At 37.8% G+C, this 17298-nt stretch carries 16 protein-coding genes; 10 read left to right on the top strand and 6 right to left on the bottom strand.

The window, feature by feature from the left end; translation table 11 throughout:
• Positions 1 to 88 precede the first annotated feature (88 nt).
• Positions 89 to 1363, top strand: coding sequence for a uracil-xanthine permease family protein (locus MT391_RS12300; RefSeq protein ID WP_166370543.1), 1275 nt, complete (start codon positions 89 to 91; stop codon positions 1361 to 1363).
• A 206-nt stretch (positions 1364 to 1569) separates the two neighbouring features.
• A complete protein-coding gene (locus MT391_RS12295; RefSeq protein WP_499498300.1) occupies positions 1570 to 3984 on the top strand; it encodes a DNA polymerase II in 2415 nt (804 codons plus the stop codon).
• Between the two features lie 276 nt (positions 3985 to 4260).
• Here MT391_RS12295 and MT391_RS12290 read toward each other — a convergent pair whose 3' ends face one another.
• Complete coding sequence (locus MT391_RS12290; protein WP_499498298.1) at positions 4261 to 5313, bottom strand: aldo/keto reductase; 1053 nt, start codon at positions 5311 to 5313, stop codon at positions 4261 to 4263.
• A 363-nt stretch (positions 5314 to 5676) separates the two neighbouring features.
• Between MT391_RS12290 and MT391_RS12285 the strand changes: the two genes are divergently transcribed.
• Entirely contained in the window at positions 5677 to 5913 is a 237-nt protein-coding gene (locus MT391_RS12285) for a PA3496 family putative envelope integrity protein (protein ID WP_166370537.1), read from the top strand.
• Positions 5914 to 6431: 518 nt separating this feature from the next.
• Positions 6432 to 6983, top strand: coding sequence for an NADPH-dependent FMN reductase (locus MT391_RS12280; protein WP_166370535.1), 552 nt, complete (start codon positions 6432 to 6434; stop codon positions 6981 to 6983).
• A 161-nt stretch (positions 6984 to 7144) separates the two neighbouring features.
• Here MT391_RS12280 and MT391_RS12275 read toward each other — a convergent pair whose 3' ends face one another.
• Complete coding sequence (locus MT391_RS12275; protein ID WP_166370533.1) at positions 7145 to 7744, bottom strand: hypothetical protein; 600 nt, start codon at positions 7742 to 7744, stop codon at positions 7145 to 7147.
• Between the two features lie 279 nt (positions 7745 to 8023).
• Between MT391_RS12275 and MT391_RS12270 the strand changes: the two genes are divergently transcribed.
• The 3 genes from MT391_RS12270 to MT391_RS12260 all read left to right on the top strand — a co-directional run bounded on the left by MT391_RS12270 (position 8024) and on the right by MT391_RS12260 (position 11889).
• Positions 8024 to 9994 carry a DNA topoisomerase III gene (locus MT391_RS12270; protein WP_499498296.1) on the top strand — a complete coding sequence of 657 codons (1971 nt, stop codon included), beginning with the start codon at positions 8024 to 8026 and terminating at the stop codon, positions 9992 to 9994.
• A 95-nt stretch (positions 9995 to 10089) separates the two neighbouring features.
• Positions 10090 to 10797 carry a helix-turn-helix domain-containing protein gene (locus MT391_RS12265; protein ID WP_499498294.1) on the top strand — a complete coding sequence of 236 codons (708 nt, stop codon included), beginning with the start codon at positions 10090 to 10092 and terminating at the stop codon, positions 10795 to 10797.
• 183 nt (positions 10798 to 10980) lie between these two features.
• Positions 10981 to 11889, top strand: coding sequence for a DMT family transporter (locus MT391_RS12260; RefSeq protein WP_499498293.1), 909 nt, complete (start codon positions 10981 to 10983; stop codon positions 11887 to 11889).
• A gap of 146 nt (positions 11890 to 12035) precedes the next feature.
• On the opposite strand, the gene MT391_RS12255 is transcribed toward MT391_RS12260, so the two are convergent.
• Both MT391_RS12255 and MT391_RS12250 read right to left on the bottom strand, forming a co-directional pair.
• Positions 12036 to 12866, bottom strand: coding sequence for a hypothetical protein (locus MT391_RS12255; RefSeq protein WP_499498291.1), 831 nt, complete (start codon positions 12864 to 12866; stop codon positions 12036 to 12038).
• Positions 12806 to 13174, bottom strand: coding sequence for a hypothetical protein (locus tag MT391_RS12250; RefSeq protein ID WP_499498289.1), 369 nt, complete (start codon positions 13172 to 13174; stop codon positions 12806 to 12808). Before MT391_RS12250 ends, MT391_RS12255 begins: the two co-directional genes overlap by 61 nt.
• 93 nt (positions 13175 to 13267) lie before the next feature.
• Between MT391_RS12250 and MT391_RS12245 the strand changes: the two genes are divergently transcribed.
• Together MT391_RS12245 and MT391_RS12240 are read left to right on the top strand one after the other, a co-directional pair.
• On the top strand, positions 13268 to 13666 hold the full coding sequence (locus tag MT391_RS12245) for a universal stress protein (protein ID WP_299665650.1): 399 nt from the start codon (positions 13268 to 13270) through the stop codon (positions 13664 to 13666).
• Between the two features lie 194 nt (positions 13667 to 13860).
• Positions 13861 to 14643, top strand: coding sequence for a TSUP family transporter (locus MT391_RS12240; protein ID WP_166370523.1), 783 nt, complete (start codon positions 13861 to 13863; stop codon positions 14641 to 14643).
• Here MT391_RS12240 and MT391_RS12235 read toward each other — a convergent pair.
• On the bottom strand, positions 14594 to 15439 hold the full coding sequence (locus MT391_RS12235) for a LysR family transcriptional regulator (protein WP_499442386.1): 846 nt from the start codon (positions 15437 to 15439) through the stop codon (positions 14594 to 14596). The two genes, MT391_RS12240 and MT391_RS12235, sit on opposite strands and share 50 nt — an antisense overlap.
• Before the next feature lie 114 nt (positions 15440 to 15553).
• Complete coding sequence (locus MT391_RS12230) at positions 15554 to 16468, bottom strand: LysR family transcriptional regulator (protein ID WP_499442384.1); 915 nt, start codon at positions 16466 to 16468, stop codon at positions 15554 to 15556.
• Positions 16469 to 16736: 268 nt separating this feature from the next.
• Between MT391_RS12230 and MT391_RS12225 the strand changes: the two genes are divergently transcribed.
• Positions 16737 to 17198 carry a DoxX family protein gene (locus MT391_RS12225; protein ID WP_166370517.1) on the top strand — a complete coding sequence of 154 codons (462 nt, stop codon included), beginning with the start codon at positions 16737 to 16739 and terminating at the stop codon, positions 17196 to 17198.
• Positions 17199 to 17298 lie beyond the last annotated feature (100 nt).

Below are 17298 nucleotides of genomic sequence, written 5' to 3'. Positions count from 1 at the left end.
ACTGGATTCCATTTTATGATGGATATTTTAAAAGTAGCATGCTTAAAAAATGAACTTGTCAATTTGAAATTATTAAAGGGAATTATTCATGTCTGAAATTGCTTCAGAACATCAATCGAAACCGCCTGAGCAAGATATCACAGCCAATCTTAATGTATTTCAGCAACTACTTGCTGGCTCTCAAATGCTATTTGTTGCCTTTGGTGCGTTGGTCTTAATGCCATTAATCACTGGATTAGACCCTAATGTCGCATTATTTACTGCGGGTATTGGTACGCTCTTGTTTCAATTGGTAACAAAAGGACAGGTACCAATCTTTTTAGCCTCTTCTTTTGCATTTATTGCGCCCATTGCCTATGGGGTTCAAACTTGGGGTATTCCAGCGACTATGTCAGGCTTATTTGCTGCTGGCGTTGTTTATATGCTGATGTCTTATGCAGTGAAGCTTAAAGGTGTTGATTTTATTCATCGGTTATTACCTCCAGTTGTTGTGGGGCCTGTGATCATGGTGATTGGTCTTGGCCTTGCTCCTGTTGCTGTTAATATGGCGCTCGGTAAAACGGGTGATGCAAGTATGGTATTAATTGAACAAGATATCGCGATGATTATCTCTTTTTCTTCTTTAATTACCACACTATTAGTATCAACCTTAGCAAGAGGGATCTTTAAATTAGTACCTATTTTTTGCGGTGTGATTGTTGGTTATTTATTATCACTATTTTTCGGTATTCTTGATTTCAGCGCGATTTCTGAAGCTGCTTGGTTAAGTGTTCCACAGTTTGTTACACCCGAGTGGAATTGGCATGCGGTATTATTCATGATCCCAGTAGCGATAGCACCAGCGGTTGAACATGTGGGCGATATTCTTGCTATTAGTAACGTCACTGGTAAAGACTACCTTAAAAAACCAGGATTACATCGTACTCTGTTTGGTGATGGTATTGCGACCAGTGCTGCTTCGTTATTTGGTGGTCCACCTAATACAACTTATTCAGAAGTGACTGGTGCGGTCATGTTAACACGTAACTTTAATCCAAAAATAATGATGTGGGCTGCAGCCATTGCCATTTTATTAGCCTTTGTTGGTAAGTTTGGTGCTGTATTACAAACTATACCAGGTGCAGTCATGGGCGGCATCATGATGTTGTTATTTGGTACGATTGCTTCTGTTGGTTTAAATACAATGATCCGCCATCGCGTTGATCTATCACTGCCACGTAATATGTGTATTGTTTCAGTTACCTTAGTGTTTGGTATTGGCGGTATGGCACTTGGTATTGGTTCCTTTAGCCTGCAAGGTGTGAGCCTTTGCGGTATAGTGGCAATCTTATTGAATTTGTTATTACCTCGTCACCGAGCGTAGTTTTTAATGGTTTAAGTATTCATGTATTGAAGTGCTTCTAATTGCTATTCACAATTAGTCGCATGAAATATTACATCTAAAAAGAGGCTGATTATCAGCCTCTTTTTTTGCCTTTTTTATTTCTTTTTAATTGTTTGCAATGCTTTGTTTTTAATTACTTTTATTAAGCGGTAACGTTTACGTTGAAACTATCCTAAAATAGCAATATGACTGAATCTTCTATTACCTCTCTATCCGGTTTAATTCTATCGCGTCAGCAAGTTGAGACAGCGAATGGTGTTGATCTTATTTTTTGGTTAAGCACCGACCGTGGGCCGTGCAGACTTGTAGTACCACAACAACGTTATGTGTTTTTAATTGAACAGGATCAACTTGAGCAAGCGGAGCAAGTTTGGAAACAAGAAAACTGCCAACCTAATTTTATTCGTCCGCTTGATATTAAAACCTTTAATGGCAAAAAAATATGTGCTATTTACACCTTTAAACAACAACTTCATAAATGGTGCCAATTAGCATTAATGCAACAAAGTATTGCCACCTATGAAGGAGATATTAAACTCAGCGACCGATTTCTAATGGAGCGCTTCATTTATGGCTTGGTGAAAGTTTCTGGTCAAATTGAATGGTTAGGCAAGTATTGGTCCTGTCAGCAAGCAACTTTATCTAATGAAATTAATCCCGATGTCATTAGCGCCAATGTAACCTTAAATATGGTGTCACTCGATGTGGAATGTAGTCCGCAAAGTGAGCTATATAGTATCGCATTGAGTATGCATAATGTCGGTGACAAAAAGCAAGCACATCATTCGGTATTGATGATAGGCAGGTCCCAATCTGCTAACGATATTAATATCATTTGGGTTAAAGATGAACGGTCATTATTATTGCAATTAATTGCTTGGTTTGAACAATATGATCCCGATGCAATCATCGGTTGGGCAGTTGCTAACTTTGATATGCGTTTATTAGCACAACGCGCTCAAATTCTTAATGTCCCATTAACCATTGGCCGAGATGGTAGTGCCTTAAAATGGTTAACACATAGAGATGATCCGGATAGTGGCTCCGTCATACTAAACGGACGCGTGGTGTTAGATGGTATCGACGCATTAAAGAATGCCAGTTTACATTTTGAAAGCTATAGCTTGGAATTTGTCAGCCAGAGTTTATTTGGTGAAGGTAAGTTAATTGAAACCAATAGCGATAAAGGGTTAGAGATTAAACGCCAATTTGAGCAAGAGCCTGTCACACTTGCACGTTACAACTTGCAGGACTGTTTATTAGTTGAGCGTATTTTTGAAGATAAACAACTCGCAGAATATACGATCCAACGAGCACGATTAACAGGACTCGCTTTAGATAGAAGGGGAGCATCAGTTGCCGCCTTTACTAATTTATATTTACCATTATTACACCGTAGCGGTTATATCGCACCTAATCTAGGAGATGTTCAAGCACAACATTCTCCCGGCGGGTTTGTGATGGATTCGATTCCAGGTTTGTATGAGTGGGTGTTAGTACTAGATTTTAAATCCCTTTATCCAAATATCATTCGCAGCTTTAAAATTGATCCAATGGGCATGATTGAAGGTTTATTAGCGCCTGAAGAAGAAACTATTCCAGGGTTTAGAGGGGCAAGGTTTAGCCGAACTGAACACCATTTACCTAGTTTATTAAACACATTAACCAGCGCGCGAGAGCAAGCCAAAAAAGAAAAAAATAATGCATTTCAGCATGCAATAAAAATTATTATGAACAGTATGTATGGGGTATTAGGATCTGCAGGGTGTCGGTTTCATGATACGCGCTTAGCCAGTTCAATCACCTTGCGCGGCCATCAAATTATGCAACAAACTGCTCGCTTTATTGAAAACAAAGGGCAAAAAGTCATCTATGGGGATACTGATTCAACTTTTGTTTATCTTAAAGATTGTAATAATTTACAACAAGCGAATGAAATAGGTCAACAATTAGCCTTAGACATTAATCAGTATTGGGCAGATTTATTACGGCAGGACTTTGACCTTGACTGCTTTTTAGAGATTGAGTTTGAAACGGCTTTTTCTAAATTTTTTATGCCAACTTTACGTGGCCAAGATACCGGCTCTAAGAAACGCTATGCAGGGTTAACCGCCACAGAAAGCGGTGAAAAAATGGTATTTAAAGGATTGGAAACCGTACGCTCAGATTGGACTGAATTAGCACAAACATTTCAGAAAACGTTATATCAAAAAATATTTGCCGAGTTACCGGTGGAAGCATATATCACTGATACCATTGAGCAACTAAAACAAGGTTTATTAGATGATAAGCTCGTCTATCATAAAAGGTTGCGCCGTCCTTTGGCTGATTATATTAAAAACATTCCCCCGCAAGTACGTGCCGCACGGTTAGCAGATCAACAAAATGCAGCGTTGGGGTTACCACTTCGCTATCAGCAACGGGGGCGCATTGGTTATTTATTAACAGTAAATGGGCCAGAGCCACAAGAGTATTGTCATTCTGATATTGATTATCAGCAGTATATTGATAAACAACTAAAACCTATTGCGGAGGCAATTTTGCCTGTATTAGGTAAAGATTTTAATATGATCACGTCGGATCAAATGTCTCTATTTTAGAGATGGAGGGGAACTGCTATTAAGCCAGTTAGTTTGTGCTTTAGAGAAAGTTATCAAGACTAAGTGTCAAGGTTAAGTATCGAAAGTAGGAAGTGTTGTTCCCGGCAATTCTTAAATACAGTAGAAAGTGAAATGATAAAAGCGCCGAAGTGTTTACTGGAAGCTTCGGCACTTGATTTAGGTATGGCTCATCAGTTGATAAATTAATAGCTTAATAAGCTAATAGGTTATTTACTCTCACTTACCAGTTGCTACAGATGATCGTTTGAGTCATTGTTAATAAGGCGCTGGGTACTTTTTAAATATCGTATTGATATCACTTAACGCTTGTTCAGATAAAGGCGCTTTAAATGCCTCGATATTCTCTTTTAATTGCGTCATTTTAGTTGCGCCAATAATGGTCGAAGTCACTCCATCTATTTGGTCGCACCATTTCAAGGCCAATTGTGCTGTGGTAATGCCATTCTGATGGGCGATATCTTGATAAGCTTTTACCGCTGCTTCACTTTCAGGCGTATCTCTAAATAAACCATTACGCTGCTTAATGCTCCAACGACTCCCTGCTGGGCATTGCCCATCTAAATACTTACCACTTAGCATACCCGTTGCTAATGGTGACCAAGGTAAGTACGCAATATCTTCATGTACACAGTTTTCAATTAAATATGGCCAATCTTTGGTATGTAATAAATTAAACTCATTTTGAATCGATACCATACGCGGTAAGTTATGCTGTTCACTAAGTTTCAAGAAGCTATTAATGCCCCAAGGTGTATCGTCTGATAAACCGCAGTATCTTATTTTCCCAGCTTTAACACACTTATCTAAACCTTGAAGTATATCGAGCATCGAATCTGTTTGTTGTGCTGTCTCACTATCAGAGAATTTAAACGTATTAGGTGTGTGACGTCCAAAATGAGGAGACTGGCGATTTGGCCAATGTAATTGGTAAAGGTCAATGTAATCCGTTTGTAAGCGTTTTAAAGAAGCTTCTACTGAACTAATCACTGCTTCACCTGTTATGTCGCCGCCGTTTCTTACCCAAGGTAGGCCTGATCCGGCAATTTTAGAGGCTAAAATAATATCTTTACGTTGACTGGCATTATTATGTAAATAATGTCCAATGATTGATTCTGTTTTTCCATATGTATCAGCAGAAGGAGGTACTGCGTACATTTCAGCGGTATCGATGAAATTAATACCCTGCGTTAATGCATAGGCTATTTGCTGGTCTGCATCTTGTTGATTATTCTGCAACCCCCAGGTCATGCTTCCTAAACAAATTCGAGAAACTGATTCACCACTGCTGCCTAACGTTGAAAACTGCATATTCACCCTTTTATGTCTTGAAAAAGACCCTTAATGTAACTGCTTATGAAGCTGTTGTATATTATCCAATTGATGAAAAATAGAGTGATAATTATTATCGTCAATGTTTTTTTATCATTAAATCGACTAAATCATCACGAAAATGGCTATTTAATCTCATATTTTATAGAAAGTGCTTTTTAATCTTGTTTTTTATGTAAATTTTTATCGAATTATTTTAAATAATGAGTTAAAAAGACTAGGTATGGTTTTTTATTTAATCGTAGATAAAAGTCTCCCGTACTTAATATTTAAAATTAGTTTTTTGTAGTTATAAATAAGCCTATAACGGCATAGCAATACTGTCATGATTGGAGAATTAAAATGGCACACTCAAATAGAAACTCTCTACAAACTGAAGATGAGACTCAAGATATCACTGATTTTTTTCCTGAAGATGATTGGGATGAAAACAATGCATCGATGAAGAAAAAACAAGCATTATTAAACGATAGAAAAAGAGGCAAAGTTCGCCGTAGTATTGAAGAATTAAAAGAAAGAAGACGTTTAAAAGAACTATTAGGTGATGATTACGACGACTTAGATTACTTAGATAGTTAATATATTTTTATAGATAAATTAAGAATTTTGCTTTGTAACTTACTTACAAAAAGTTAGATTCATTAAACATTAATTTAGTGATTTAGCTTAAGTCAAAGTACAGGGCAATTATCGTTTTATCTGTTAAAAAGGGTTGATGGAAACATCAGCCTTTTTTTTACATTTATTTTTCTACACTTATTATGCTAATTTAGAATTCAATTGATTTTACAACTGCCATTCTAAGGTATTAAGCTATTCCACCACATTTAACCAAGCTGCTTTGTTCATTTTCTTACTATTCATATGATTCTGTTAGTGATGTCACTAAACCCGATAGTAATTAATATCGATCAGCCATACCAATTTAGCGCTGAATATGGCCTAATATTGTTAGGCAAAAATCAGTTAGTTATATATGAAAGAACAATTAATTAACAAAATTAATATACCTTATCGTATTCCATTAATAGAATCGTTTTCGGTGTGTTTTAATTCTTATCCTCATTTAAAAAGTGATCATCAGTAAGGGATTCCGCATGAAAGTATTAGCATTGGCAGCCAGTAATTCAAAAAACTCAATGAATCGGAAGTTAGCAAACTACACCGCACATTTAATAGAAGGAGCTGAAGTAGAACTATTGGATCTTAATGATTTTGAAATGCCAATTTACAGTATTCAACGAGAAGTAGAGTTAGGAAAGCCACAACAGGCACAGGACTTTTACGATAAAATTACCGAAGCTGACGCGATTGTCATTTCTTATGCAGAGCATAACGGGTCATTCACGGCGGCTTATAAAAACCTTTTTGACTGGACCTCACGTATCGATATTAAAGTGTATCAAAATAAACCGATGTTAATGTTGTCAGCTTCTCCTGGTCCAGGTGGTGCTGCATCAGTATTGGCCTCGGCGGTGGGTTCTGCTCCTTATTTTGCGGCTGATTTAAAAGGTTCGTTGTCTATGCCAAACTTTTTTGATAACTATAATATTGAAACTCGTTCGGTAAAGAATACAGAAATCGATGCCAAACTAAGAGATTTAGTTACACTGTTAGTTAATGATATAGGTGCTAGCACTGTAATTTAATTTTATGTTTTGTTCCTCATAAAGATGCATTAATTTAATGCATCTTTATTGCACTTATCAAACGAATAAGCAGAGGGGCATGCTATATGTTTCTTGTGTCATTTTTTGGCTTAATTAATTTTTTACATAGTTAAATTTAGCATGGTTAAATCATGACATAGCTAAATTTCATCAGGTTCAAAAGCTTGGTTTGCTTTATCAAAAGCATCTTCTTTAGTTGGTTCATTTGACTCTTCAAATATTTTATCTAATTTCTCACTACCTTCTTGCCATAACTCTTTACTTGATTGTTTGCCATCCTTCCAAAGTTCTTCGCTAGTTTCTTTGCTTTTATCCCAAATTTCTTGGCTAGATTTTTTACTACTTTCCCAAAGTTCTTTGCTTTTTTCTTTGCTACTTTCCCACATTTTTTTGCTGGATTCTGTGCCTTCTTTCCAAGCACCAGTGGTGGTATCTTTTCCTGCTTCTATCGCATCTTGGCTGATTTTTTTACTTTTTTCCCAAACTTCTTCGCTGGATTTTTTAACTTCGTCCCAAGATTTAGTAGACTCAGTTTTTTTGGCTGCTGAAGTTTTATATAGCGTATCTGCGTTAATCACAGTGTCCACCGTTGCTTTTGCTTGGCTTACCTGTTTGGTGCTTAATGGTGCGTCAACCACTGTTATTGGAGAATCTTGGTTGATTTCATCGGCATTACAGGCCACAACAAATAGCACACTACATAGACATAATGATGATGTTACTTTTTTGGTTAGTTTCATATTTGGTTCTCTCGTTAAATTCTTTATCAAATGTACTATTTCAATGATTTTATAAATCTGTTGGGTTCTTTCAAAACAATGACATTTAATCAATCTGGCGTTCTATTAAGGTAAGCATATGACAATAATGCAAAGTAATACCAATATTATAAAAGACACATATTCAAAAGTATTGTTTATTAGTCAAGCAATTGTGAACATAGTTGCAAATAAAAGCGTCCAATACTTGAATTATGGCAGTAGATAAAATACTGTCTATAAAAACAGTTGGAGTGTACGTTGAAACTATATATTGCTGAAAAACCAAGTTTAGGGCGTGCCGTTGCAGACGCATTACCTAAACCACACCGAAAAGCCGATGGTTGTATTTATGCCGGAAATGGCGACGTGGTAAGTTGGTGTATCGGCCATTTATTAACGCAAGTTGACCCAGAAGCTTATGATCCCGCTTTTAAGCAATGGAAGTTTGAGCACTTACCTATCATTCCCGTTCAGTGGAAGTTGAAGTCTGTTGCCAACACCAACAAGCAATTAAGCATTTTAAAAAAATTAATTAAACAAGCTGATCAACTAGTGCATGTTGGGGACCCTGATCGAGAAGGTCAACTGTTGGTTGATGAAGTGATTCATTTTAGTGGTGTTAAAGGCAATAAATTAAAACAAGTCGAGCGTTGTTTAATAAGCGATTTAACGGTTAATGCAGTGAAGCGTTCCATTCAAAATTTACGTTCAAACCAAGATTTTATTCCACTTTCAACTTCAGCATTAGCAAGAACGCGTGCCGACTGGTTGTATGGTTTAAATTTAACCCGTGCTTATACTTTATTAGCCCAAAAATCGGGTTATAAAGGGGTTATTTCAGTGGGGAGAGTACAAACGCCATTGTTAGGGTTAGTGGCAAGGCGTGACTATGAAATCGAGCAGTTTGTTAGTAAACCATTTTATGAAGTACTAGCGCATTTAAATGTTAATCAAGATAAAAGTACTCAACAACCTTTTACTGCTAAATGGCAACCTAGTGACGCTTGCGCTCCTTATCAAGATTCAGAAGGGCGAGTGCTAGTTAAAGCCTTAGCTGAAAATGTTGCCGCACGTATTACAGATCAACCCGCCACTGTTATTAGCTTTATTAATAAAAATAAAAAGCAGGTTGCACCTTTACCTTATAATTTATCTGGGCTACAAATTGATGCCGCTAAACGTTTTGGCTACAGCGCACAACAAGTATTAGATGCCGCCCAAGCTCTTTATGAGCGATATAAACTAATTACCTATCCACGTTCAGATTCCCGTTATTTACCGCGTAATCATCATCAACAAGCTAAGTTTGTTACACAGGCAATTGCTAGCAACGAACCGCAAATGCAACAAGCGGTGCAGGGTGCTAACTTATCAATTAAAGGCCGTGCTTGGAATGACAGTAAGGTTGATGCGCACCACGCGATTATTCCGACAGATACTAAAAAATCCACTAGTTCATTAGATATTGTTGCTAAAAATATTTATCAATTGGTTGCTCGTCAGTACCTTAGTCAGTTTTATGATGATTATTGTTATGCAGAATGTATTGCTGAAATTGAAATAAATAAAGGGCTGTTCATCAGTAAAGCGAAGTCAAAGCAAAGTGACGGTTGGAAAGTTTTGTTTCCTCAAAAAGAAACTGAAAGCTTTTTACCGACATTAAAAAAAGGCCAGATATTATATTGTGAGCGTGGTGAAGTGATTGATAAAAATACACAACCTCCAGCACACTTTACTGATGCAACCTTACTCGCTGCGATGAGCAATATTGCACGTTTTATTAAGGATGCTGAGCTAAAAAAAGTACTTAAAGAAACCGATGGTTTAGGCACTGAAGCGACTAGAGCTGGCATTATCGAGTTGTTGTTTAAGCGTCAATTTTTACAGCGCATTGGTAAAACGATTCAAGCAACAGAGGTTGGTAGAAAATTAATTGAGAGTCTTCCTGACAAATTAACCTTGCCAGATATGACTGCTTTGTGGGAAATGCAGTTAAATGCAATTAGTCAAAAGCAACAAAGTTATCTGGGGTTTGTCTCTCCATTACAAGAACAGCTTGGTGATATTATCAAAAAAGCGATTGCTGATGGCCCACAAGCATTAGTCAACCTGCCTGCAAGCCCTGCTGGGTTTAAAAAGTCATTTGCTAAAAGAAAACCAGCTGCTAAAAAAAGTGCTAGTGCTAGTAAAACCACAAAAACAAAAAGAGCTGCCACAAAATCTCGCTAAAGGTTTAATATCATTGTGAAATTCTTCGATATTATGGTAATTGTCTGATAATAAATAGCTAATAAACACGGCAATATTTAATGAGGGGCACTGCGATGCAAGATAATTTAAGCATAAGAGCATATAGCAAGCAGCGAAGAGGGCATGTGCACTGTTATCACCAGCTAGTTTTGCCGATATTAGGCACTATTATTATCGAGCTTGAAGGATACCAAGGTAAAGTCTCCGTTGGAGAGTGTGTTGTGATCCAATCCGAGACCTTTCACTTATTCAGAGCCAATGAAGAAGCTCGATTTATTGTCGCAGACCTTAATCTATTACCTGATAATTTATTAAACATGGACTCTGTTGTTTTCTCTGTCTCTTCGCCACTTAGAAGTTATCTCTTTTTTATTGAAAAACAATTACAACACAAAGTCGATAGTTCGATTGAAAGCTTGATGCAGCAGATGTTTTTTCAACTGTTGCAGCAACAAAGAGTGGGCGAACAAATAGACTCTAGGGTGAGATCCGTAATTCAGCATATATCCGATGACCTATCATTAACATTCACTATTAACGGGTTAGCCGACATCGCTTGCTTGAGCCCAACACAATTTAAGAAAATATTTAAGCAGTCGATGGGTCAAAGTGTGCTGCAATATATAACGATTCAAAGAATGGAAAAGGCAAAGGCATTATTAACGCATACCGATTCACCAGTGCAGCTAATATCGGAACAAGTAGGATATGGAGATATCTCTGCTTTTAGTCGCCGCTTTTCACACTTTTTTGGTTTGTCGCCTCGCCAATTAAGACGTTAATAAGTTCAATGCATAGATTCACCTGTAAACCTAACTTCATAAAGCCTAGCCTTATAAAACCTAACGCTATAAAAACAGTCTTGAAAAATGTAGTCTGATAAAACAATATAAGCGTCTTTTCTGCAAACTAATTTGTTAGCTCCAGATTTATACTTCGACTCATTAATCGTCTAAAGGATCAACATGAGCAAGTTAAGCATAACTAATAAGTCAGAAACATACGGTGTATCAGCTATCTTATTTGCTTCTTTATTATGGGGCACAACAGGCACGGCTGCATCGTTTGCATCTACCGTGAATCCACTAGCCATCGGATCCTTTTCTATGGGCGTCGGTGGTTTAATGTTAGCTATTTTTGGTGCGAAAAATCTACGACATGATGCAAAGTGCCTGCTAAAAGAAGGTAAACTACTTTGCATAGGGGCTATTGCCTTAGCCGTTTACCCATTAGCCTTTTATAGTTCAATGCGCTTATCGGGTGTCGCAATAGGCACGGTTATCTCAATCGCTAGTGCTCCTTTTTTTGTCGCCTTAATTGAGTGTCTTTTTAGCAAACAAAACAACATCGACCGTCGTTGGGTACTGAGTTTATTTATCGGGTCTGTTGGCATTGTATTGTTAGCTAGTTCAGAAACAAACCTGACTGAACAGACCCTTGATGATTCAAGCAAAGTGATTGGTATCGTCCTTGGTTTTATTGCAGGTCTCGCTTATGCACTTTATTCATGGGCCGCAAAAGCATTGATTAATCGCGGAATAAGTTCGAAATCAGCAATGGGTAGCATCTTTGGTATTGGTGCGGTACTGCTTCTCCCTATTTTATTATTGAATAGCAATGATCTGTTTGCGACACCCATCAATACTGCGGTGGTGCTTTATATCGCAGTAATACCTATGTTTATCGGTTATATTTGCTTTGGATATGGGCTTAACACTATTCATGCAAGCAAAGCCACTTTGTTGACTTTGTTTGAACCTGCTGTTGCTGCTGTATTTGCAGTGGTTGTGGTCGGAGAATCAATTTCTGTATTAGGGTGGGCTGGTGTTGTCCTTATTATGCTGTGTTTATTACTGCAGTCGTATAAGTCTTAACTTAACATATTTCTGACAGCCTATTAACGCTCAAGTTAATAAGCTGACTAGCTTTTCTTCAGATTTATTTAGTTGATTAATTTAAAATTGTTTCTAAGTATGGCCTCCTTCAGGGCTGATTTCTTCATTATTACTTCAGTAGAGGGTTATGTATCAATATTAGCCACATTAATTGTTTCAACACCTGCTATTGCTTGGTGCTTTTCTTTTTCAATAGCAAAAACAACCAATGCAATTAAACGATAAAAACCATGAATAAATTTACCATAGGGCATGGAAAGAAAAAATGTCATGACAATACCTAAATGTAAGCTTAATACCAAACCTACCCATTGTGTATCCTTTACTAACATCAGTAAAAGCCCAGAAATACTAGTCAATAAAAGTAATGCGAGAAAACTCACATCCATGCCTTTATTGGTTTTTCCTTTCATTTCATTGGGTGCTCGATATTTGATCGAGAGTAAGCCAATCGGTCCTACAATTAATCCTATGCCACCCAAGATCCCAAATAGCTTTGGTAAGCTAATGTAGTGATAGGGTGCTGGTAAATTAAATCCATAATGCATGACTGTCGCCGTTGATGTCGCAGCAAAGCACAGCATAAAACCCCAAAATGTCATTTGATGATACCAGCGGCGTGCCATGGAAGGTTGTTCAGTTTCGTGAGAGCAACCTTGACCATTACCCCCATCTAAATATTTTAATGTTAATGCATCTTTCACACCTTGTCTTACCTGTTTCCAGTTCAAGCTAAACGGAGAAGGCAGGCACATGGTTTTCCAGAATTTGATGATCGAGGCAAGCATTGCAATCGCTACAAAAGCAGAGACAGTGGAAAATATAAAGGCCATTGTATTGTGCGAAATTACGCCGTAAAAGGCTTGCTCTTGTACAGTCCAAAAACCATCCCCAGTTATATCTTGGTGATTATAAAGAAGCTTGTAATGACTATAATTGATAATAACGACATCCATAAACCATTATTGGCAAAAAGCTTCCCCATAAATCCTGGCCATGCATATATACCATAATTTTCTTGTCGCAGTTCTGCCATCGCAGCAGGTACGTTAAGGTCAAATTCATGTGGAGCAGTATATTGACAGTTGTGATAGCAAGAGCCGCAGTTATGGCAAAGGTTGGCTAAATAATCTAAATTATCTGCGTTAAATTCTAAACGTAATTCCATCGCTTGAAACACTGCACAATGACCTTCGCAATAACGACATGCATTACAAATGGTCATGACTCTTTGTGCTTCTGTTACTTTATTAGTTGTTCGCATAATCAGCAGCCTCATTTCCTGCAATTCTTCCAAATACATTACCAATGGTTATGCCTATGACACTAACACCACTAGTATGATGCATTACCTGTATTGGTTAGGTGCATTGATTGTGAGTTTTCGCCTAAAACGATTGTAATTGCTTGGAATGGAGATGATGCAGGAGCTCGTGCCGTCAGTGCTGCTATTCCTGTTTTACAAAAGGCAGATAGAGTTGTCATTGTTACTAGCGAGCGATCATTATTGAAAAAGCCCACACAGCAAGATTTACAGGTGTTTTTAAAACGCCATCTAATCGACTCTGAATGTGTGTCTTTTTCTACCAGCCGCTTAAATACACCGCGCAATATATTAAAAGAGGCGCTGGATCAAGAGGCTGATCTCATTGTCGCAGGTGCACTTGTACATCAGAAGTTACATAAGCAAATGTTTGGTGGCGTAACGCAAAAATTATTACGCCACACTCATATTCCTCTGTTTATGATGGCATAACCCTCCATTCATTAGTCAACCTATTTAGCCAATCCAATAGCCAGTTTATTAGGCTTCTCTGAAAGATGGTGAACAGTGCTAGTTACTGTCACCATCTCCTATGAAAAATAGGAATACATTAATTTCCATGCTTTTGCTCATCTAACTAGCTGCTCAGTGTTATAGTCGCGGCCTTAATAATGATAAGGAAAAGTATGGAAATTTCACTAGAGGTCATGGCGTTTCTCGTCGCTGTTGCAACATTAGCCGGATTTATCGATGCAATGGCTGGTGGTGGGGGATTGTTGACCGTTCCTGCTTTACTCGCTGCGGGTATTCCACCTGCACAAGCATTAGCAACGAATAAACTACAAAGCTCTTTTGGTAGTTTCTCCGCAAGCTTATATTTTGTTCGTAATGGTATTGTGCAGTTAAAACCGATGCGTTTACCCATTTTATGTACCTTTGTCGGCGCCGCAATAGGGGCTGAAATCGTACAACATGTAAAAGCTGATTTATTATTGAGTATTATTCCAATTATACTGATTGCGATTTCAAGTTACTTTCTTTTCTCTTCTTCAATCACGCCACATCCTGACGATAAACCGAAACTGTCAGAAACTGCCTTTGCTTTTGTGATTGGTGGAAGTGTGGGGTTTTATGATGGATTTTTAGGTCCAGGTACGGGCTCTATTTTTACGGTCTGTTTTGTTGCACTAGGGCGTTATGGCTTGATAGCAGCAACAGCGCGCACCAAAGTGTTAAATTTCACCTCAAATATAGCAGCGTTGCTGTTTTTTATAATTGCAGGGTTACCAATATGGGAGTTGGGATTATTGATGGCCATTGGCGGCTTTTTTGGCGCGCGTTTAGGTGCAAGAGTGGTGTTAGGTAATGGTCAAAAAATCATTCGACCATTAGTGATCATTATGTCGATGACCATGGCTATTAAGTTGTTATGGGAACAGCACTCGTTATGGCTTTTATCAATGTTTTAACTCTTTGGTTCTGATAATTGTTGGGCCGTAAGCAGATGTGAATTGGGCGATATAAAGGCCTTAACTGTTCAAAGGTAAAACAGTCCTTAGCTTGTATTTTCATGGTTTTTACAATAGAAAGTGGCACTAATGCAGGCGCTATACCGCCGAGTGCAAGTTGCGCTGAAGCGGTATAAGAGTCCATTTGCATTAGTGGCTCAATACCTAGTGTCGTTAATATATCTAACTGGTAACGGTTAGCTGGGTTCGATAGGTCATTGGTTAATATTTGCTTAGGCAGTGTTAATAATGCGGATTCGCTGACCAATACAAAAGGCTCTTGCCATAGACAAATCATTTTTAGTCCGTGATGTGCTGGGATCTGACCAGCACAAAAGCCGATCGTCGCTTTACCCGATTGCACGCGTTCAATAATCCTTGGGGTATGGTGGGTGCTAATACGAATCGCGGCATCCTGTTGACAATAATCCCCCATGATACTGGCAAGGTATCCTGCGACTAAGGTTTCCGAGCAAGCAAGGGAAATAATCGTTTCATCTTTTAACGTATGTTGTTCGTAAATACGTCCCTGTAATTCTTGAAATGTAGGCCCAATGCTAGCGATCAACTCATTCGCTGCAGGCGTTAAGCGTACATGCCGCCCATCAGGTGCAATCAACTTTTTACCTAATTTCTTTTCTAATAATGCGATACGTTTGCTTACCGCAGACTGGCTAATATAAAGCTGACTACCTACTCTGCTCATGGTTTTTTCATGGCTGAGCATTAACAACGTTTCAATGCCTTCAAGTAACATAAGATAAAGGGACCTAATATTTAAACAATAAATTATCAATGCTTATTTGGAATAGGTGAAAATACTATCGCAAAAAATAGCAACTAGCGAGTAGGATAACAATAATCTTTAGGCTTATTTACTTATCGCTTGATCCCAGTAGGGCGGTGAACCGTAATAGTGCTCGATAAAATCAATAAAGCATCGAACTTTGTTAGGTAATAGTTTTCTATTAGCATAGACCGCATATAACCCCACTTGCTCAGGCTCGAAATCAGGTAATACTGGTATTAATTGACCTTTTTCAAGCGCCTCATGTACTATAAAAGTGGGTTGCAATATTAATCCTGCACCTGCTATAGCAGCTTCCGTTAATACGTCTCCATTATTACTATGGAATGCACCAAGATGATTAGTATTTTTAGCTTTTAACCATTGATAAACGTCCCCTTTTCCTTCGATGTCCATATAACTGTAGTGGAGGTAGCGATGATTTTTGAGCGCTTCAGGGTGGCTTGGTACGCCATTTTCTTGCAGATATTCAGGAGATGCACATAATATAAGACGAATAGGGGTGAGATATTTTGCAATTAAAGATGAGCTTTTAAGACGTCCAATACGTAATGCAATATCAACACCTTCTTCAACGATATCTACTTTACGATCGTTTAGCTGTAAATCGACATTCACTAACGGATATTGCATTTGAAAATCGGCAATTAATTTAGCCATGTGCCTTAAAGCAAAAGAGACAGGTGCATTGATACGAAGTGTGCCTTTAGGAGTTTGTTGTAATCCTCCTAACTGAGAATCCATTTCATCAATGCTTAACAATATTTGTTGTGCATGCTGAAAATAATGGGTCCCCGCCTCGGTTAAACTAACTTTACGTGTGGTTCTGTGTAATAAGCGCACATCTAATCGCTCTTCAAGCTTAGAAACATATTTACTGACTAGCTGTGGTGATAATTGCAAAGTTGTTGCCGCATTGCTGAAACTACCTTCTATAACAACGGATACAAAAGCCCGCATCGCATCAATTCTATCCATTTTACTTGTTCCTTTAGCTGACTTATTTTATTTTTTAATTAACTATCTATTCAACTTTTCTATTTAAGTTATTCATTTGACTTTTTTATTTAATCAGCACAACTAATTTATTTATTACAAATTAAATCTTAAAAACTCAATTAACAACATTTTGTTGTTAATTATTCGTTATTATACATATTACTCTTTTATTTTGTTGATAGTAAAGTACATACATCCCACAACAGGGGCAACACTATTAATTATTAACTTTATCAAGGAACAACCCATGAAATCATCATTGTTAAACAAAGTACTGTCATCTAAAGCAGGCGTTGCTGCATTAATACTACGTGCGCCAATTGGCCTTATTTTAGCTGCTCATGGTGCGCAAAAATTGTTTGCGTGGTTTGGGGGCTATGGACTAGAGGGGACTGGACAGTGGATGGCAAGTATAGGAATGACTCCTGGTTACCTAATGGCATTACTTGCTGGAAGTGCAGAGTTCTTTGGTGGATTAGCCATTCTATTAGGTTTGTTAACTCGTCCTGCGGCAGTGGTTGCGGCTTTCACTATGGTCGTCGCTATATTCTCCGTACACATTAATAATGGTTTATTTATGGCTAATAATGGGTATGAATATGCATTAACACTTTTAGTTGTATTGGTTGCTATCGCTGTACAAGGTGGTGGTAGTTATAGTCTTGATCACTTCTTACTTGAATTGAATAGTAAAAAGCAGAGTAAATAATTTAATTATTCCCTCTTTCTTACTTTATTCTTTCTTACGTAATTCATTGTTGCGACTCAGTGCGCGACAATGATTTATTAGTAAGTTTTGAGCTACTTTT

Origin of the sequence: Vibrio sp. 1-Bac 57 (assembly GCF_037546855.1) — a bacterium.
Lineage (GTDB): Bacteria > Pseudomonadota > Gammaproteobacteria > Enterobacterales > Psychromonadaceae > Psychromonas.
This window is presented reverse-complemented; position numbering and strand designations above follow the sequence as displayed.